Below are 20,321 nucleotides of genomic sequence, written 5' to 3'. Positions count from 1 at the left end.
AAAACAGAAAATTGTGTAATAAAATATAATTACCTAAGTATATCTCAATAATATGAGTTTAGTATTAAATATCTGTCTTTGCCTTTAGCATTAACATCTGGATTATAAACCACATAAACATTGTTGCCAAGCTCAACATATCTAAGAAGTTTATCATCAGAGAAAAAATCTCCCTGTATATATATTGCAGAACCCGGAGACATCGGGAAGTTCGCAGATGCTGTTATAACTTTTGGTTTTGTGTTTATTATTCCCTTATATCCGTATAAACCGCTTGTTTCATTTCTATAATTAGCCTCAAGCCATGTAGCATATAGTTCGCTCCAATCTTTAAACTGCTTTATGTTTTTATTTGCAGCGTATAGAATTGCTTTGTAAGTGTGTTTATATTCTTCTGGGGCGTTTGCTATGTCTTTATATATTTCAAAGCCGTTTTTTGAATGTATAGCTAGCCAATACATAAAAAGCGAAACAGTTGCATATTTATGCACAGTGTATCCTCCAGACCAATTAACAAAATAATCTCCTTTGGTGATAAGATACATAGAATCGCTGTTATAGTATTGAAGACGATTTTCTGGTAAGTATCCTCTATATGCTATTACTGCCGCTTCTGATAATGCCTCGTCCACCCACACATCAAAATCTGTTTTTTTGCTTTCTCTTAAGTTGCTGTAATGAATTATATGCTGAAGCTCATGAATTATTGTGTTTAATACAGAATCAACATTATCCCAGCCGTTTATATAATCTAAAAATATTATATTCTTGTTTTCATTTTCTATCTCACTGTAATTACCTTCAAATATAGAATAGCCTTGCATATATGGCTTAGATCCTGTGTGTCCGCCGTTTATATCCATTATAAGAAGTATTAATTTTGTTTTTATATCGCCGTATAAATATTTTTCTAATTCATAAGCTTTCATTGTTTGTGATAATATTTCTTTTAATATTTTTTCATCTACTGTAAGTCCATTTTCTAAATATACATCTATGCTTGAAGTTGAATATATATTTTTTGCTTTTATTTTATCTTTTGAATAATTGTTATTAATATATCTTACTGCATTGAATGTTTTTTCTTTATAATCAGCTTTATATATTTCGTAGGTTTTATTTTGATTTAATATGCTATTGATGTTTGCATTTAGTATTAATGTGTTTAATGATATTAAGATTAATACAAAGATTTTTTTCATCATAACAACACCTCGTTTTTTAACAAGTATTAAAAGTTCTGTTATAATTCTCGGCAAATAATGAATATTTAGATTATTTTAATTTTATTATTTATATGAGTTTTTGTTTTATTCAACTTTTTCCCGCCTTCGCACCAATACCTAAAGGTACTTCCTACGGTCGCACCCACAGGCACTCCTTTCAGTCGCAGGCACTTCCTTCGGTCGCTGTGCGGACTTCGTCAAAGTTTTTACCCTACGGGTACGCTTCGCGAAAAGTGCAATTAATTTTAATTATATATATTAAAAAAAATATATATAAAACTATATCCATTTTTGTCATATACAAGAATAATACTATATTAAAATGCAGTCTTTTTGCTTCTTTGGGTCATACCCACAGGCACTTCCTTCGGTCGCCAAAAGAAGTAGGGGTGTGTACCCTAAGGGCACGCTTCGCAGGGGGCAAAGCCACCACAAATAATAAAAAACAAAAAATTAAATTTAATCATATTAATTATTTCTTATATTAGAAAACATCTCTTTTCTTTTTTTTCTTCTCACTCTATTTATATGCCTTTCAAAATCTCCATTTGATATTAATTCTGCTAATACATATTGCTCAAATGTTGGTACAGTACAAGAATAAAATCCAAGTTCATCTATAAATTTATTTACAAGACATTTTGGTAAAACCATATATCCTACGCGTAAAGACGGTGATATGGTTTTTGAAAATGTATTAAGATATATAACATTATCATATTCTGAAAGAGCAAATATAGTTTCTTCAGGTTTGTTTGATATTGAAAACTCAGATTCAAAGTCATCTTCTATTATAAAATTATTTTCTTTTTTAGACCATTCTATGTATTCATATTTTTTTGAGGCTGATGCTGTAACTCCTGTTGGAAAACTTCTATATGGTGAAACATGAAGTACATTGGCATTTGTTTTTTGTAGCTCTGAACTTTCTATTCCGTTTAAACCAAGATTAAGAAATTCCAAATTCACTCCCATTGTTCTATATACCTGTTCTATCTTATGATATGAAGGATATTCTATAGCAAATATTCTGTTTTTCCCTAATAACATCACTATCAAATTATATAAATATTCTGAGCCTGAACCTATTATTATTTGATTTAATTCTACCTCAATTCCTCTGTTTCTAGCCAAATATTTTTTAATAGCTTCTCTAAGTTCAATACACCCTAAATTATCTGATTTAGTAAATATATCTTCTCCATAATCATTCATTACTTTACGCATAGTCTTTGTAAAAACAGATATTGGAAAGTCTGATAATATGTTATTAAAATTATTATTATGTTTTATTATTTTTTCATCAGATGATAAAAAAACATCTGCCTTACTAAAAATTACAAAAAATCCGCTTCTTTCATGAGATTCTATATACCCCTCATCTAATAGTAAAGCATAAGCATGTTCTATTGTTATTATACTTACACCTGTTTCTAATGCCATAGTTCTTTTGGATGGAAGTTTGCTTTTTAATGGATATATACCTCTTACTATATCTTTTTTTATTTGATTGTATAACTGAATATATGCCGGTGTTTTTAGTTTAGTATTAATTATATATTTCATCTGGTTATATATAATTCTCCTATTTTGGTTATTTTATTATATTCAGATATATTATAGAATTTTTATATAAAAAACAAGGAGAGAGTAAAATGCAAGAGAACAGATATGAATTAAATAAAAATCTTGCCCAAATGTTAAAAGGCGGGGTAATAATGGATGTTACAAGTGCTGAGCAGGCAGTAATTGCAGAATCGGCAGGGGCTTGTGCAGTTATGGCTTTAGAGAGAATTCCTGCTGATATAAGAGCTGCAGGAGGGGTTTCAAGAATGAGCGACCCTAAATTAATAAAATCTATACAAGCCGCTGTATCTATACCAGTTATGGCTAAATGCCGTATAGGACATTTTGTAGAAGCACAAATATTAGAATCTATTGAAATTGATTATATTGATGAGTCAGAGGTTTTATCTCCTGCAGATGATAAGTATCATATAAACAAAAGAAAGTTTAATGTTCCATTTGTATGCGGTGCAAGAGATTTAGGAGAGGCATTAAGAAGAATAAATGAGGGGGCTTCTATGATAAGAACAAAAGGAGAAGCAGGAACAGGTAATATTGTGCAGGCTGTGAGGCATATGAGAATGATACAATCTGAAATATGTAGAATAGGTTCTATGTCTGAAGATGAACTTTTTAATACTTCAAAAGAGCTTCAAGTTTCTTATGAGCTTTTAGAGTATGTGAAAAATAATAAAAAACTTCCTGTAGTAAATTTTGCTGCAGGCGGTGTTGCTACTCCTGCAGATGCAGCACTAATGATGCAGTTGGGAGCTGATGGGGTGTTTGTTGGTTCTGGTATTTTTAAATCAGGGGACCCTAAAAAGAGAGCTTCGGCAATAGTTAAAGCTGTTACTAATTTTTTAGATGCAAAAATGCTTGCAGAAATTTCTGAAGATTTAGGAGAAGCTATGGTTGGAATAAATGAAGAAGAAATAAGTATTTTGATGTCTGAAAGAGGTAAATAATTATGCGTATTGCTGTGCTTGCAGTTCAAGGAGCTTTTATAGAACATAGAAAAATGTTAGATATGCTTAATGTTTCTTCTATTGAGATAAGGCAGAAGAAGGATTTAAGTTATTCTTTTGATGGGCTTATTATTCCGGGAGGAGAGAGCACTGTACAAAGCAAATTAATTAAAGAGCTTGAGCTTTATGATGAATTAAAAAACTATATAGTATCAGGACTTCCTGTTTTTGGTACTTGTGCTGGGCTATTGCTACTTGCAAAAGAAATAAAAAATGATAACAGGGTTCATTTAGCTACAATGAATATATCTGCAGTCAGAAATGCTTATGGGCGTCAGCTTGGGAGTTTTTATACTGAAGGAGATTTTGCAGGTATTGGTAAAATTCCTATGACATTTATAAGAGCACCGTATATAGCTGAAGTAAATGGAAATGCAAAAGCTTTGGCTATTGTTGATAATCATATTGTAGCGGCATTGGAGGATAATCAGCTTGTAACATCATTTCATCCAGAGCTTAATAATGATTTATCAGTACATAAATTTTTTATTGATATGATTTCAAATAAAACTTAAATAAATAATATTATATATCATTTGTAATTTTATGGTTTGGTATTTATTTTAAAAAATTAATTTAAGGTAAAACCAAACTTTAATTTATTATAGATATTTCAATTTTTAGTATATACCTAAACAACTATGTTTTGTCAAAAAATTATTTTTTTATTTTTATTATTTGTGGGGACTAGCCCCCTGCGAAGCGTGTCCTTAGGGTACACACCCCAGTTCTTTTACGACCGTAGGAAGTGCCTTCGGTATTGGTATAAAAGAACCAAAAGAACTGCATTTTTACTTTAATTTTGCATCGTAATATTTAAATATATATTTTCAATATAAATTCTCGGCAAATAAAGTTTTTATCAAAGTATATAAAATATATTTCTTTCTAATACTAAATTAATGAATATTTAAATTATTTATAATTTGCACTTTTTGCAACTTTTTGCGGCGGGAAAAAGTTGAATAAAATAAAAACTTAGATGACAATTATAAAACAAAAATGCTTTACAAAAATTATTATTATATTATTATGTATATAAAATAAGCTTCTATAAGGGGATTTATTTATGGAATACAAACAAATAGTTAACGAAGATTATATAGCTAAAGAAGAAAACCCAATCAAACAAAGCGATATATATAAATTGGCAGAAGAGTTTGCAAGCAACAGCAATAATAAAAACTCAGAAAATAATTATGCAATGCTTATTGTTGATGCACAGAGAGATTTTGTAGATACAGAAAAAGGTGCTTTGCCTGTACGCGGAGCTAAACAAGATATTGCAAAGATAACTAAATTTATTTTTGAGAATATAAACTCAATTTCAGCAATATACACCACAATAGACACTCATAGATATGATGCTATATTTCATCCTTGTTTATGGAAAGATAAAGAAGGTAATGATGTTAAGCCTTTCACAGAAATTACAATAGACAAAATAGAAAATAAAGAAGTAATACCTGTTTTTGAAGATATTCAAATTGATTATGTAAAAACATTAAAATCGCAAGGCAGTCAAAATTTAATTGTTTGGCCTTATCATTGTATATACGCTACAGACGGCTGGCTTATAGAAAAACAATTATCTAATATGCTTCTTTTTTATGAGAGAGCAAAAAATACTTCAGTTAATAGAATAGTCAAAGGCACAGATAAGTTCAGCGAAATGTATGGAGCTATAAAACAAGAAGTTGTAAGCAAGTATACTTCTAAAAACTCTCATACTTGGATTTATACAATGAAAGATTATGATAAAATATATATATGCGGAGAGGCAAAAGATTATTGCGTTTATGAGACTGTTAAGCAATTATGCGAAGAATATGACAGCAGTGTTAGAAGTAAGCTTTATGTGATGATGAATTGCTGCAGTTCTATAGGCGATGAAATAAAATGCAATTTGAAGTATAAAGAGTTGTCAAATAAATACGGCATCAACTTGATAGAGATATAATTATTAGTTTATCAATTTTTTTATTGTTCTTTTTCCCGCCGCAAAAAGAACCAAAAAGTGCAAATGTAAAAGTTTTATATTCTAAGAATATTATTTAATATATCATAATGTACAATACTAAAATAAAAAATTACAAATATTTCTCTATTTCTGTGAATGCAACGCCTGCTTTCTCTTTAACATAAATATCAACTATTGAATTTGTGAAACTAGAAGGCTCCGGATTAATCTCCATTATTGTTGCACCAGCTCTCTTTGCTACATGAGGAATCTGAGCAGCCGGCATAACCTCCCCACCTGTGCCTATTATAATAAATAAATCACATTTCTGAGCATCTTCTACAGAGCTTTGAAAATCATAAGTTGGTAAAGCCTCTCCAAAAAATACAAAATTGGGCTTTAATATAGCATTACAATTCTCGCAACTAGGCGGGTCCATCGCTAATATTTTTTTATCTATTTTATATTTATTATGACATTTCATACATACAGCATATTGTGCAGTGCCGTGAAGTTCGTATACAATTTTACTTCCTGCCTCTTGATGAAGATTATCTATATTTTGTGTGATTACAGAACGCATTATGCCTTTTTTTTCTAATTCTGCTAATACTAAATGAGCTTTATTAGGCTTAACATTATCTATAGGCTCATAAAATACTTTTTTTAATGAGTGCCAAGCTTCTTTAGGGTGTCTAGTAAAATATGAAATTTCAGCGAATTGGCTTCCATGTTTTTCCCAAAGCCCATTTTCTCCCCTAAAAGGAGGAACCCCGCTTTCTACACTTATGCCTGCACCTGTGAATGCCACAGCATATTTTGATGTTTTTATTTTATTAGCTATTTCTTTATAATCTATCATACTTATTATTATATAATAAAAAGATATTATTTCCACAATAATTTTTGAATAAATTCTGTTATTTAATAAAAAATAAAAAAAAATGTATATTTATAATTTACTTTTTGTTTATATTTTATATACTTAAATATACATATAATAATATATTATACCAAAATAAAATATATAAAGATGATATTATTGTATTATTAATCAATCAGATAAATAATGATAAATCATTGACAGTAATATTTTTATGATATAATATAATAACTATATGTAATAAAAAAGACTGTAGAGGTATTTAAATGATTAGTAGAACACAGATAATGCGACTATTAAAATATAAAAATGCATTAAGAAGAATGAAGAGTTTTGGTTTTATCAAAGCATATTCTAATAACTTGGGCGATGCAATAGGAATAACCTCTGTTCAGGTAAGAAAAGATTTTTCACTCTTTAATATATCAGGCAATAAGAAAGGCGGATATAATATAGATGATTTATTAGACCAAATAGATAATATATTAGGCAAACAAATATCACATAATATAATATTAATAGGCTATGGAAAAATAGGTAAAGCTTTGGTTAATTATAGAGGTTTTGAAAATGAGTCTATAAAAATAATAGCAGCTTTTGACCATAATCCAGAAAAAATAGACAGAGAGGCTCCTACTCCAATACTTCCTATAGATGAGCTAAAAGATTTTATTATTAACAACAAAATAGAGATAGCAATATTAACAGTTCCAGATTTAGAAGCACAGAGAATGTTTGATGTAATATGTAATGCTGGTATTAAGGGAGTATTAAACTTCGCTCCTATAAAATTATTAGAAAGACCAGATTGTATTATTAATGATGTTAATATAGCAGATGAAATAGAGTCGCTATTCTATTTTATTAATGATGTTAAATTACCTTCTCCCAAGAAATCTAAAGAGAAAAAATAAGCTTTTTTAGATTATGGAACAGCAAAATAATATAAACAATCACGATGAAGATATAAAAAAAGATAATGATGAAGAGCTGCATAAAAAGAGGCTTAAAAGAAAAAAATTAAAAAAAATATTAAAACGAAAAAGAAAGAAAAAAAGAATAGCATATATCAATAGTCTTCCTCTAATAAAACTATTATCCAAAATAGATGACAAATTATTTTTAAAGATTTTTAAAGATAATAGAAAGGGTCCTTTTAAGAGTTTTATGAAGTTTATGAGCAGGCTTGGTGATGGTTATGTATGGCCTGTGATTTATCTTATATTTTATATGTTTAGAATAGAGTATCCTTTAATATATTTTTCTCGGGCATTAACTGCAGCTGTTATATGTATATTTGTTTTTTTGTATACAAAGAGTTTTTTCAGCCGTATTCGCCCATACAAGAAGCATGGGAAAATTCCTATAATGTATCCTCCAGATAAGCATTCTTTCCCATCTGGGCATACAATGGTTGCTTTTGCAATATCTTTTTCTATGGGAAGTTATAGTTCATATTCATTTTTCTTGTTTTACAGTATCGCTTTTTTAATAGCATTCAGCAGAGTTTATGTTGGACTTCATTATCCTTTTGATGTTGTTTCTGGAATAATATCAGGCACTGTTATTGGGGCATGTACTAATTTAGTTTTTTGTTATATAACAGGTCTTCCTATGATTGGTCATCTTTGATATAATATAGGGCATGAAAATATTTTTTGTATTCTTGTTAATAACTACTATAACATTCGCACAAAACTCTGTAATGGTATTTCAAAATAATAGCGATTATATGCATATGGCTCTCTATGATTTGGTTACTAAAAATATTTTTCTTTATTCTGATTTTAAAATTATAGAAACAAAAGAGAATAATAATTATAATCAAGTTAAATCTAAAATAAAAGAATTAACTCTTAAAAATAATTCAGATATTTCTATTTTATATAATATAAAAAATTTTAGAGATGGTTTTTTGCTTGATTATATTATTTATAATAATTCTAATAGTTGGTATGAGAATCAATATTATTTTAGAGAAACTAATATGTTTAATGCTGTTAATAAAGTTTTAGCTGATTTTTATAAAATGAATAATATAAATGTTTCTAGAGATGATTATGTAAAAGAAAATGAATATATTTCTCTTATTGGATATTATTCAGAGATTATGTCTAATGAAAATATTTATAATTTGTTTTATACTTTTCATAAAGATAATATTTATTTTAATATGGATTATTTGGAGTATTTATTTTCTAACAATGAAAAAGAAGATGATTTGACTTCTAATATATTAAAAAGTATTGATAAAAAAAATCATTATTATTTTTATGTACTTGGAATAAAATATTATAATGATTATAAAGTAAATGTTATATATGATGATATAGAAAAGAGTATTTTAAATTATGAGGAGGCTATAAAATTAAAACCTAATTCTTATTTATATAATGAGAAATTAGCTAAGGCTTATTTGCTTAAAAATGATTATGACAATGCTTTGAAATATTATGAGAATGCAATTGCTTTGAATAATAATAACACTGATTTAATAAAAGAAGTTTTAAATATATTAAACAGAGATTTTAATAAGAATGCAAACAAAATAATAGAATATCTTAATAAAATAATTAGCATAGATAATAATGATGATGAGGCAATAGAGGAGCTTGCTAAACTTTATGAATCTATTGGGGATTATGATAATGCTTATCTTTATTATAATAAACTTATGGAAGCTGTGAACTATCATTTGTATATTATAAACAATGAGAAACCTAATGCTTCACTTTATGATAAATACACAGCTAAAAAGAATAGGACAGAAATAAAAATAAAGTCTATAGAGAATAGAATGAAATAATTTTATACGCTTTGTGAAAAATGCAAGTTTTTTAACCTAATATGTTATGAATACATATGAAACTTAATACGATATTATATTTTACTTAATAAATGCAGTTCTTTTGCTTCTTTTATACCAATAAAAGAAGTAGGGGTTCGGGGACTAGTCCCCGAAAATAATTAAAATAAAAAATAGATTTTTTATAAACTTAAAATTTTTTAATTAATCTAATAAATGGAGATTTATGAAAAACAAAACTAAATTATCAATATTTTTGATGATACTTTCTGCTTTATCTTTTAGTTTGATGCAGATGAGCGTAAAAATCTCTGGTAAAAGCATTCCTGTAATGCAGCAGGTTTTTTCACGCAATTTAATAATAATGATAATTAGTATAATTGTGTTATTAAAAAATAAAGAAAGTTTTTTACCAAATAAAGAAAGCATTATACCTCTAATATTAAGGTCTTTATTTGGTTTTTTGGGAGTCGTGGCCTCATTTTACGCTTTTAATAATATGGTTTTAGCAGATGCCTCTATACTTCAAAATACTTCTCCTTTTTGGTCAACATTTTTTGCATTTCTCATAATAAAAGAAAGAATTTTTAAAATACAGTGGATTGCATTAATTATAGCTATAATTGGAGCAATGTTTGTTATTAAGCCTTCTTTTAATTCTAATATATTTCCTTCTTTAGTAGCATTATCTGGGGCAATGTTTGCTGGGTTAGCCTACACTATGATAGGTTCTCTCAAAGGAAAAGAAAGAAACTCTATTATAATACTTTATTTCTCTTTAATATCTACTATCCTCTCTTTAATTTTTGCTAAAAGTTTTGTAATGCCTAATTTGCATGAGTTTTTAATGCTTATTTTAATAGGCGTATTTGCTGGCTTTGGACAATTCTTTTTAACAGTTTCTTATAAAGAAGCTCCTGTTTCTACTGTAAGCATATTCAATTATACCGGACTTATATTTTCTTATTTAATAAGCGTTTTATTTTTTAATGAGTTAATAGATGTCTATTCTATTGTAGGAATGATTCTAACAATTTCGGCTGCGTTAATTGTGTATTTTTACAAGTTAAAAGCTAAGTGAATTTATTAAAATTTGTATAAAATGTAGTGTATTTTAGTTTACATTATATTTACAATACATATTTTTTTGTAAAATTAATTTATACTTCTTTACAAAACAATTAAAATATACTATAATTATAATATAAGGTTAAATAATTCCTTAAATATATAAAAAAGGGAGATTATTTATGAGAAATATTGGTTTAATAACTTTAGCTATGAGTTTTGTTGTCGGATTAAAAGCTTATGGTTTTGATTTAATAGAAGATACTTTTGATTTTATATTTGATGATTTAGCGAAGGTAATTGGAATAATAGTGATAATAGCTATTATAGTTTATTTTGTAAAGAAGCATTCAAAAAAGTCTAATTGATTTAGTATTTTGAGATAACTATTATTTGGAGAGACAATGAAGAAAATAATTATAGGAATATTTATAATATCATATAATTTTGTTTATGGTTTCGATTTAATAGAGGATACTGTTGAGTTTATATTTGAAGATGTTGCTCAGATATTTGGTATTATAGCTATGATACTTGTGGCTATGTATTTTATTAAAAAGATTTTAAGAGAAGATTCAAGCAGTTCAAAGAGATTTTCTTACCGCAGAGATGAAGATGAAGAAGAAGACAATAGAACTGGTATAGTAAAAAGAAACGGTGCTAGAGTTTATGATATTAAAAGAAATAAAGATGATTAAAAATAAATTAAATAACTAAATATAATTAAAAAAGGAGTATTATATGAAATATGTAATAATATCTTTGGTATCAATATTTTTTATATTTATAATTGCGGGAATGTTTTTTATGTTTAGAGGAAATGCAGGATATTTAAATTATTATTTATTAGATAATTTAGATGATATAGTAGAGGGCGTATTTGAGCTTATTGTTTTAGGTATTTTTGCTGTTATAGGTGTAGCATTTTTGAAAAAGATTTGGCAGAAACTATAATTAATATATTTGAGGATTGTAAATATTTTGTGCTTGCTATTTATAGATTATTTAATATACTTATATAATAATATTTTCTCGGAGTATAAAGGTGAAGTATATTAAATATTTATTATTGTTATTGGTTTTTAAGTTTTCATTGTTTGCTTTAACAGAAGCTGAACAAAGTTTATTTGATGCTGTAAATAGAAAAGATTATCAAAATGTTTCTACAATACTAAATAGTTCTCCAGACATTAACATAAATGCTTCTGATATGGAAGGATACACATCTTTGCATAGAGCTATTGTTAATAATGATTTAAATACTGTAATGGAACTTTTAAAAAATGAGAATATTGATATTAATTCAAAATTAGGAATAGAAGTTTCAATAGACGGATGGTATTTAGGAGGGGCTACACCTTTAATACTAGCTTCATATTTAGGATATACTGATATTGCAAATGCATTAATAGAGAAAGGCGTAGATATTAAAGCAAAAGATGATGTTGATGGCTGTATGGCTATACATTTAGCTGCGGCAAACGGAAAGAATGATGTTATTGAGATTTTATTAGATAGAGATGCTACAATTATAAATGAAGTAGACAATAAGGGGAACACTCCATTACATTGGGCTTCTATGAAAGACAAAGCTGATACTGTAGTGCTTCTTATTGAGAATGGTGCTGATATAGAGGCTAAAGATGTAGATAATTGGACTGCTTTACATTATGCTGCTGCTTTTTCTTCACTTCAAACAGTTGAGGCTTTAGTGAATAATGGTGCTGATAAAAATAGCCTTTCAATAGACGGCAACATTCCTGCTAATTATGCTAAAGATGAAACTATAAGAACTTATTTATCTGGCGGTAAAATAGACAGAGAAGATACTGAAGTTGTAGAAGAAGAAACAGAAGAAGTAGAAGAAACTCCAGCAACGGAAGAAACTACTGAAAACGCTGAAGATTCTACAGAAGAAACTGTTACAGAAGATGAATTGAATAATAATGAATTAGATACTACTCAAAATGGAAGCATAGTTGCTCCTAATGTTGTAGATTTAGACCCTAAACAATTAGAACTTTTAATAGCTGTAAAAAATAATGATATTATAGCGGTTAATGCATTATTAAAAGAAAATGTTAATCCTAATTTTGCTGATGAAGAAGGTTATTCTCCATTACACAGAGCGGTATTAAATGACAATTTGGACGTAGTTAATGTTTTACTTAGCTACAAAGATATAGACACAGAAATGAAACTTCCTTATGAGGCAAGTGTTGATGATTGGTATTTAGGAGGAGCTACTCCTTTGCTTGTTGCTTCATATACTGGTAATGCTGATATAGTTAATGCTTTAATAGAGGCAGGAAGCGACATAAGAGCAAAAGATGATATAGACGGTGCAACTACTATACATATAGCTTCTGCAAATGGAAATAATGAAGTTGTTACTATGCTTCTAAATAAAGATAACACTCTCATAAATGAAGCAGATAATATGAAAGATACTCCATTGCATTGGGCTTCTATAAAAAATCAAACAGACACTATCAATCTTCTTTTAGAAAATGGTGCAGATACAAAACTTACAAACTCTGACGGAAATACTGTTTTACATTATGCTGCTATGTATGGAGATGTTAATACTATTAATGCTTTACTTGATGCAGATTCTTCTTTGGCAAGCGTAGAAAACAATGAAGGAATCACTCCTATTTATTATGCTATCATTGTAAGCGATAATGACATATTATCATCATTAATCACTAACGGACAAATAGATATTAATAAAAAAGATTCTTTAGGATACACTCCATTGCATTATGCTGCTAATTATGGAAATATGGAAGCTGTTGTGTTGTTGGTTGAAGAGTTTAATGCTGACAAAACTGTAGTAAATGGTGATAATCTTACTGCTTCAGATATAGCTGCTAACAATTCTTATTATACTATAGTTGAATATTTAGGCGGTATTGTAAATTATGATAATCAAAATAATGTTACTACTGCTACAGAAGATGTTAATCAAAACATAGTTCTTCCAGAATATAACAAGAAAAGAGATTTATCTAAGAAGTGGTGGTAAAATAATAATAATTAAGTAAAACAATAAAGAGGTTTAAAATTAATTTTTAAGCCTCTTTTTTATTTTAGTTACTTGCAGGGCTTTGCCCCGCACCCCAGTTCTTTTGCCGATAGGCACCTACTCGGTATTGGTATAAAAGAACCAAAAGAACTGCATTTTTTAGCCTAAAATACTAATATCATAAATTTTTTTTAGTATGCATTCATTTTAATTCACACATAATAAAGCACTTCTTTTATAAACACATTATTTGATTTTGAAAGGTCTAAAATATCAAGATAATTAGCATCAGTGCCGTCTTCATTTTTTTCAATAGAGAGTATCGGTCTTAAAGGTAAATTAGTATTTTGCTGTATTACTCTTGCTGTTTGCCCATTAGATAATTTTACTTTTGTATTATTTGGATAAAAACCTATAGCCTTCTGAAAATGCTTTACTATATCCATATCAAAATCTTTTTTTGAAAGAGATATAATTATTTTCATTGCCTTGTCTGCAGTGCAAATTAAACCATCATTTCCATTAACAATAAGATTATTAAACTTATTTGATATAGAAACTATTTTACTGTAAAGCCCTATATCTCTATTTCCTTTGCCGAAAGGATAACCAGTTCCGTCATATTTCTCATGATGTTCTAATATGATATCTGCAATATTATCTTCTAAATTATCTCTCTTAGCAAGTTTATATCCATGCGTTGCATGTCTTTTAAGCATATTAATTTCATCTGCTGTTAAATTTTTTTTCTTTAATAAATATTCCTGAACAAGCATCTTTCCTATATCATGAAGTAAAGCACCAAGCATAATATTAGCTATATCAGCTTTTGTTAAATTCATCTCTATTGCAGTAATTGCAGATAATGCAGCAACATCTACCGCATGCTTATATATAGATTCATCTTTTCTTTTTAATATAGCTAAATAAGAATGAGCTTCCCTGTTTTCTAATATAGAATTAAGCATAATATCAACATCTTTTTTTAATTCTATAAAATTAACAGAGCCGTTATTTTTTGCTGTATTATAAGCATTTTTAGTTTTTTCTATTGTGAGATTATTTATATCTGATGCTTTTTCACTATCAATTTTTAGTATATTTCTTCCATTTTCTTCTATTATCACTTTTTTATTTAATTGATCTTTTATATTGTTATCAAAATTGTTTTCATATTTATTTTCTATTAACTCTACAACAGAAACTTTTTCAATAGAATTTTTTTTTAATAACTCTATAGTGCTTTTTGTTACAATAGAGCCCATATCTATTATAATATTATCATTACTGTCATATACATTAGAAGCTATTTTCATTCCTTCTTTAAGTTCTGTTATTTGTATATTAAACATATTCTCTCCGTTTTAGCTATATATATTTCGGAATAAAATATTACTTAATGCAATAAACATTTATTATTTTATAATTAATACAAACTCTCTTTTTTTGTTTTCAGCATATTTAGAACAAAGAACTCCAATTTCATCTATTATAATCTCTTCTGTAGGTAAAGTTAAATCCATACATAAAGCAGCAATTTTATTTTTTGAGTATATTTTTTTTACAGCATTAAGCACTTTTGAAAGCCTATAAGGAGTATCCAACACTATAACAGGAACATTCAATTTTTTTAATTCTATTAACTTTCTCTCTCTTTCTCTGTCATCTCTAGGCAAAAGTCCAGCATAATAAAACTCTCTAAAATTAAAAGGCAAACACATAATAGCTGCCGTAACACTGCTTACACCGGGTATAGGTTTTACTTTTATATTATAAGAATAACAATATTCAAGAAGCTCTCTTCCCGGGTCTTCTAAAGCAGGTGTGCCGCAATCACTGATGAGAGAAACAGTTTTACAATTTAATATTTTTGTCATTATATCATCAATATCTTTAGCTTTTTTTGTATGCTCACTGAATTCTATTAATTTTGATTTATCTATATTAAGATTAAGATTTTTAAAAAGTGTAGTAGCCTCTCTAAAACTTTCAACCAATATAATATCGCTTTCTGTTAATATTTCTTTAAGCCTCTCAGTATTATCTTTGTAATTACCAATATCTCTGGAAGCTATATAAACTACAGGCATCAAATTATTTTCTCCTCATTATAATATTTTTATTGGTATGCATATAATCCCAATTATTATTTATTATATTATTGCTTATAAATATATTTGTAAAGAATGTATTTGTAAGGAAGTTATTAGCTTTAGAGCGTTCATAAGCTTCATTAAGTTTTTTAACTTTTAGGTTTAAAGCTCTTGCTATGCTATAGGTTTCTTTGTCTATGTTGCCGTCTATATCGTTGGTTCTAAATCTGCATTGAAAAGCATATAACACTTTTCTTGAGTCATAATCCCATATATTGTTAGTTGGCATACTTGTATAACCATATTTTATAAACTCATTTTTTATATCTATTACAGTAGCAGTTCTATAATCATTACTCATCATAAAGTTGCTATAATCTTCTTCATCATACCATATACCTAAATCATATTCATCGTATAATGTTTTCCAAGGGAATTTTGGTCCGGGGTCTTTTTTTCTGTATGGTGCTATATCTGAGTGTCCTAATATATTGTAAGGTCTTATTCCATATTTATCTACCAGCTCTCTAAGAAGATATGCTACTTTTTCTATTTGTGATTCATCATACTCTAAATATTCATCATATGGAGTAAAATATAAGTTTTCAAGCTGTCTTTTAGTCATTCTTGCAAGCTGCTGAGGAGTGTTGGTTACTTTTTGTATATATCCTAAATTTACAATCTCTATTCCAACAGAGCTATCATTAATGCTGTATCTATTTTGATACATTGTAATTCCTGCATGCCAAGCTCTATTAGTATCATCTACCAGTTTATATATAGGTTCATTTGCTCTTGTTGTTATTAAATAATGAGAAGATACTCCGGGGTCTGTTAATACTTTTAAAGACATATCATCATCTAATGCAGTGTAATGAAGTATTATATAATTAATTCTTAAGTTGTATGAATCAGATTTATAAAGAGTCGATATTCTTGGCGGTTTTTTTCTTTTATTTATGGCAGGTGATGTGATTTCTTCTGTATTATTCGAGCAGGAAACAACTATACTTACAATCAGCAACATAAAAATATTTTTAAACATAACAAGCTACTCCATTAAATCTATAACGCATAAAACCATTATAATTGTCTTTTATCTCTATATGTGCAAAATGAAATGATTGAGCCGTGTTTATTCTTGAATGCTTATGAAGTAAATTTGAATAAAAACTCATAACAAAATCATTGTATATATTATCGGATAAACTTCCAATTCCAGAAACTACAGTGTTTACACCGCATGATAAAAATGATTTTACTATATTGCTGTCATTCATATTGCATGCATTAATAAAAATCAACTTAGGCGGATTTTCTAATGCAGAAATATTATTCAATATATAATTTTTATTTAAAGATAAACCATTTGAATGACCATGCGTAATAATATGCACTATATCATAATTTTCTAAAATTTTTACAAACTCAAAATAATCATGTTCTTTTTTATACACGTCAATATTTAAATTGTTATTAACAGATAATTTTTTTAATAAGTCAATTTCTTTTTCATCGTTTATATCATCATAGGGTATTGATATTACAGCAATTTTTTTGTTGTTTGTAATTTTTTTATGCATTACATTAACAGCACTAATATAAGAGAATATTATTTTTTCTGATAAAAATTTATTATTGTATGATAATATATCCCAAGGTATTGAAGAGGTTGTTTCATCAAGATTTAAATAAACTATTCTAAAGCCTTCAAATAAATGCTCTCTAAAATCTTTTTCTGGTATAAGCATATTCATTAAATAGTTTCCAATTTCTAAATATTTGCTTATATTATCATTTTCACTATTTGCTCTTTTTAATAATCTTAAATATTCTTTATATATACTGTTGTATGCACAAAAATCAAAAGGCTTTTTATATTCTGCAATATATAATGATGGGTAAGTTTCTATTGCTTTATAATGAAATATATAATCTTTTTTATTTTGTTTTTCTACGGTGCAGCTTAAAAATGTTTGAGATAGATTTTCGTTTAATAAAATTAGTCTCTCTTTTAACTTATAAAAAATATTTTCATCTATATTATAAATTGAAAAGTCATTATATTTTTCTTCGAGGTTATAATATATTCCTCTTCTCTTTTTGTAGGTGTCTGTTATGTTTAAATATAAAAAATTATCTTTTTCTGTTTTTTTATTTAAATCTATTTCGTATGTGCCGTATAATTTATTTTTTTCATTATCATATAAAAAGATATTAATTTTTTCTTTTTTATTTATTTTTTTCAATTGAGATTTTTTTATTTTTATACACTCAAAATTTGAAGAGTCAAAGAAGTTTTTGTTTTGTGTTATAATATAATTACTCATAAACTATTCTTTTATAAATTATTATTTAATACTAATTCCTATCAAGTATTTGTATTATATATTATAGATTTATAAAATAAAAGTTTTAAGGTATAATTTTTACATAAAAGTTGCTCTTAATTGTCCCATAGTACCAGTAAATATTACAAATAATATTAAAGATATTAAAAACCATATTATTCTAAATACTTTATTTTTTTCAGATTTTATTCCAATGAATGCATATGCAGATAAAACTAGCATAGAATATCTTGTTAGCGAATCAACATTATTTGTAGTTAATGGCATTATTATTGTAAATATAGAGTAGAAAGAGAAATATATAGGTACTTTTTTAACTGAAAATATAGAGAATATAAGCATAGTAATTGGGCATAAAAATTCTAAAGTAGTTCTTAAAGCAGGATATTTAAATATTCTAGTAATTAGCTTAATAATAGTTTTTATTATTGCTATTAAATTAGGAGTTTCTCTAGACCATGTTGTTCTTTGTGCTTCCAAAAAATATAGAGCATTACCAGTTTTAGCATACATATATACAAGCCATAAACCATATATGGCTATAACTACTATTAGAAAGCTAATTCCATTCTTAAGTAATTCTGAAGTTGATTTAATATTGTAGTTTTTTTGTTTTATATAATTTACAAGCATATCGAGACCATATGCAGCAAGTAAAGCTATACCATTTATTCTTGTAAGTATAGAGAGTCCGCAAAAAATAGCAGATATCATATAATCTTTGTTTCTATAAGATATTATTGATATTAAAATTGTTAAAAAGAATAAACTTTCAGTATAAGCCACAGAATTATAATGTGATGCTGGAAACATTATTAATGCTATAGTTGCATACATAGAAGCAGTTTTTCCAATATATCGTATTAAATAATAAAATAGCAGTAATATAACAATTATAAATGATATATTTGATATTGTAAAAGCAGACCATTCATATGAGCCTAAAAATATTGGGGATAATAATTTTATCATTGTAGGATATAGAGGACCAAATGCATATAAAGAACCATTATATCCATCTTTTGCTATTCTTATATAATTAGAAGCGTCATTAAATTGAAATATTATATCTAAAGAATTATGTACATTATTATATATATCATCGCCTTTTGGAAGATAATAGTATCCTATATTGAGCATTAATGCAAATATTATTCTTGTTGCAATAAAAAATAAAAATATAGTTTTTAATTCTTTTTTATATGTTTGAAAAAATGATAATACATTAGACATCATTATACCTTTTATTTAATTAATTTATTTTAGCATATTATACAATATATTTTATAAAATAAAACATATTGTATAAAATAAAAAATGTAATAGTATATTATACAAAATAATTTTAATATAAAGGAAACAAAAAATGAAAGTATTTATTAGTGCTGATATAGAAGGAGTAACAACAACTACACAATGGCCGGATACAGATATGGGTTCATTAACTTATAAAGAGCATGCATTGCAAATGACTAAAGAAGTTAATGCTGCTTGTGAAGGAGCGATACTTGCTGGTGCTAAAGAGATATTTGTTAAAGATGCTCATGACTCTGCTATGAATATAGACCAAACTGCTTTGCCTGATATTGTGAAAGTGCATAGAAAGTGGAGCGGAGATCCTTATTCTATGGTTGAGGGTATAGATGAGAGTTTTGATGCTGTGATGTTTATAGGGTATCATAGTCCTGCTACAAGCGGAAGTAATCCTTTATCGCATACTATGAGTAATTCTAAAGTATTCAGCATAAAATTAAATGATGTTGCGGCAAGCGAGTTTATGTTTTTTAGTTATGCAGCTGCTTATAGAAATGTGCCTTCAGTATTTTTATCTGGAGATAAAGGGCTTTGTGATGATGCTAACAATATGGACCCTAATCATCCTAGTTTAGTAACACTTGCTGTAAAAGAGGGTGTTGGTTATTCTACTATTAATTACTCTCCTAATCTTATGATTGAAACTATTAGAGAAAAAGTAAAAGAAGCATTAACACAAGATTTTAAATGTTTAAAACTTCCAAAAACTTTTAAGCTTGAGGTAACTTATAAAGAACATGGTTATGCTTATAAGATGTCGTTTTATCCTAATGCTAAAAAGGTTAATGATAATACAATAGCTTATGAGAGTAATGATTATTATGAGATACTCAGAGCGATAAAGTTTATTTTGTAATTTATTAATTTTATTATCATTGTTTTATATTTACATTTTTGTTTGTGCTCTATAAATGAGTTTTAAAATAACAATAAAAAAATAATAAAAAATAATAAAAAATAATAAAAAATAATAAAAAATAATAAAAAATAATAAAAAATAA

At 27.1% G+C, this 20,321-nt stretch carries 20 protein-coding genes; 12 read left to right on the top strand and 8 right to left on the bottom strand.

All coding sequences use genetic code 11. The features are described from left to right. Positions 1-44: 44 nt before the first annotated feature. Positions 45-1,205: a peptidase M30, hyicolysin gene (locus GQX97_RS05510; protein ID WP_157150963.1), complete on the bottom strand. Its 1,161-nt coding sequence runs from the start codon at positions 1,203-1,205 to the stop codon at positions 45-47. 489 nt (positions 1,206-1,694) lie between these two features. Beyond that, entirely contained in the window at positions 1,695-2,792 is a 1,098-nt protein-coding gene (locus tag GQX97_RS05505; RefSeq protein ID WP_157150962.1) for a PLP-dependent aminotransferase family protein, read from the bottom strand. Between the two features lie 89 nt (positions 2,793-2,881). Between GQX97_RS05505 and pdxS the strand changes: the two genes are divergently transcribed. The 3 genes from pdxS (at position 2,882) to GQX97_RS05490 (ending at position 5,777) form a co-directional block, all read left to right on the top strand. Next, positions 2,882-3,757, top strand: coding sequence for a pyridoxal 5'-phosphate synthase lyase subunit PdxS (gene pdxS / locus GQX97_RS05500; RefSeq protein WP_157150961.1), 876 nt, complete (start codon positions 2,882-2,884; stop codon positions 3,755-3,757). Between the two features lie 2 nt (positions 3,758-3,759). Then, a complete protein-coding gene (pdxT, locus tag GQX97_RS05495; RefSeq protein WP_157150960.1) occupies positions 3,760-4,332 on the top strand; it encodes a pyridoxal 5'-phosphate synthase glutaminase subunit PdxT in 573 nt (190 codons plus the stop codon). 554 nt (positions 4,333-4,886) lie between these two features. Beyond that, positions 4,887-5,777, top strand: a complete 891-nt coding sequence (locus tag GQX97_RS05490; RefSeq protein WP_157150959.1) for a nicotinamidase — start codon at positions 4,887-4,889, stop codon at positions 5,775-5,777. Positions 5,778-5,907: 130 nt separating this feature from the next. Here GQX97_RS05490 and GQX97_RS05485 read toward each other — a convergent pair whose 3' ends face one another. Further along, complete coding sequence (locus GQX97_RS05485; protein WP_157150958.1) at positions 5,908-6,639, bottom strand: NAD-dependent deacylase; 732 nt, start codon at positions 6,637-6,639, stop codon at positions 5,908-5,910. Positions 6,640-6,926: 287 nt separating this feature from the next. Here GQX97_RS05485 and GQX97_RS05480 point away from each other — a divergent pair, with 287 nt between their 5' ends. The 8 genes from GQX97_RS05480 (at position 6,927) to GQX97_RS05445 (ending at position 13,562) form a co-directional block, all read left to right on the top strand. Next, positions 6,927-7,574 (top strand): redox-sensing transcriptional repressor Rex, encoded by a 648-nt coding sequence (locus GQX97_RS05480; RefSeq protein ID WP_157150957.1) that lies wholly within the window; start codon positions 6,927-6,929, stop codon positions 7,572-7,574. A gap of 13 nt (positions 7,575-7,587) precedes the next feature. Then, positions 7,588-8,292, top strand: a complete 705-nt coding sequence (locus GQX97_RS05475) for a phosphatase PAP2 family protein (RefSeq protein WP_157150956.1) — start codon at positions 7,588-7,590, stop codon at positions 8,290-8,292. Positions 8,293-8,305: 13 nt separating this feature from the next. After that, positions 8,306-9,466: a tetratricopeptide repeat protein gene (locus GQX97_RS05470; RefSeq protein WP_157150955.1), complete on the top strand. Its 1,161-nt coding sequence runs from the start codon at positions 8,306-8,308 to the stop codon at positions 9,464-9,466. Positions 9,467-9,692: 226 nt separating this feature from the next. Then, complete coding sequence (locus tag GQX97_RS05465) at positions 9,693-10,547, top strand: DMT family transporter (protein WP_157150954.1); 855 nt, start codon at positions 9,693-9,695, stop codon at positions 10,545-10,547. Positions 10,548-10,716: 169 nt separating this feature from the next. Further along, positions 10,717-10,902, top strand: a complete 186-nt coding sequence (locus GQX97_RS05460) for a hypothetical protein (protein WP_157150953.1) — start codon at positions 10,717-10,719, stop codon at positions 10,900-10,902. Between the two features lie 36 nt (positions 10,903-10,938). Continuing rightward, positions 10,939-11,232 carry a hypothetical protein gene (locus GQX97_RS05455; RefSeq protein WP_157150952.1) on the top strand — a complete coding sequence of 98 codons (294 nt, stop codon included), beginning with the start codon at positions 10,939-10,941 and terminating at the stop codon, positions 11,230-11,232. Between the two features lie 43 nt (positions 11,233-11,275). Next, complete coding sequence (locus GQX97_RS05450; protein ID WP_157150951.1) at positions 11,276-11,488, top strand: hypothetical protein; 213 nt, start codon at positions 11,276-11,278, stop codon at positions 11,486-11,488. Positions 11,489-11,579: 91 nt separating this feature from the next. Next, the gene (locus tag GQX97_RS05445; protein WP_157150950.1) at positions 11,580-13,562 is read left to right on the top strand and encodes an ankyrin repeat domain-containing protein; all 1,983 of its coding nucleotides are present in this window, start codon (positions 11,580-11,582) and stop codon (positions 13,560-13,562) included. A gap of 212 nt (positions 13,563-13,774) precedes the next feature. Here the strand turns inward: GQX97_RS05445 and GQX97_RS05440 are convergent, their stop codons facing one another. The 5 genes from GQX97_RS05440 to GQX97_RS05420 form a co-directional block, all read right to left on the bottom strand. Continuing rightward, positions 13,775-14,914 carry an HD-GYP domain-containing protein gene (locus GQX97_RS05440; protein ID WP_157150949.1) on the bottom strand — a complete coding sequence of 380 codons (1,140 nt, stop codon included), beginning with the start codon at positions 14,912-14,914 and terminating at the stop codon, positions 13,775-13,777. A gap of 63 nt (positions 14,915-14,977) precedes the next feature. After that, on the bottom strand, positions 14,978-15,652 hold the full coding sequence (locus GQX97_RS05435; protein ID WP_157150948.1) for an SAM-dependent methyltransferase: 675 nt from the start codon (positions 15,650-15,652) through the stop codon (positions 14,978-14,980). Between the two features lie 4 nt (positions 15,653-15,656). After that, the gene (locus tag GQX97_RS05430; protein ID WP_157150947.1) at positions 15,657-16,700 is read right to left on the bottom strand and encodes an N-acetylmuramoyl-L-alanine amidase; all 1,044 of its coding nucleotides are present in this window, start codon (positions 16,698-16,700) and stop codon (positions 15,657-15,659) included. After that, positions 16,693-17,985, bottom strand: coding sequence for a CHAT domain-containing protein (locus tag GQX97_RS05425; RefSeq protein ID WP_157150946.1), 1,293 nt, complete (start codon positions 17,983-17,985; stop codon positions 16,693-16,695). Before GQX97_RS05425 ends, GQX97_RS05430 begins: the two co-directional genes overlap by 8 nt. A gap of 99 nt (positions 17,986-18,084) precedes the next feature. Next, a complete protein-coding gene (locus tag GQX97_RS05420) occupies positions 18,085-19,239 on the bottom strand; it encodes a glycosyltransferase family 39 protein (protein ID WP_157150945.1) in 1,155 nt (384 codons plus the stop codon). Between the two features lie 133 nt (positions 19,240-19,372). Between GQX97_RS05420 and GQX97_RS05415 the strand changes: the two genes are divergently transcribed. Then, on the top strand, positions 19,373-20,176 hold the full coding sequence (locus GQX97_RS05415) for a M55 family metallopeptidase (protein WP_157150944.1): 804 nt from the start codon (positions 19,373-19,375) through the stop codon (positions 20,174-20,176). The last annotated feature ends 145 nt before the right edge of the window (positions 20,177-20,321 follow it).

Origin of the sequence: Brachyspira sp. SAP_772 (assembly GCF_009755885.1) — a bacterium.
In the GTDB taxonomy this organism is placed as follows: domain Bacteria; phylum Spirochaetota; class Brachyspiria; order Brachyspirales; family Brachyspiraceae; genus Brachyspira.
The sequence above is the reverse complement of the archived record's forward strand: the minus strand, read 5'-3'. Positions and strand labels throughout refer to the sequence as shown.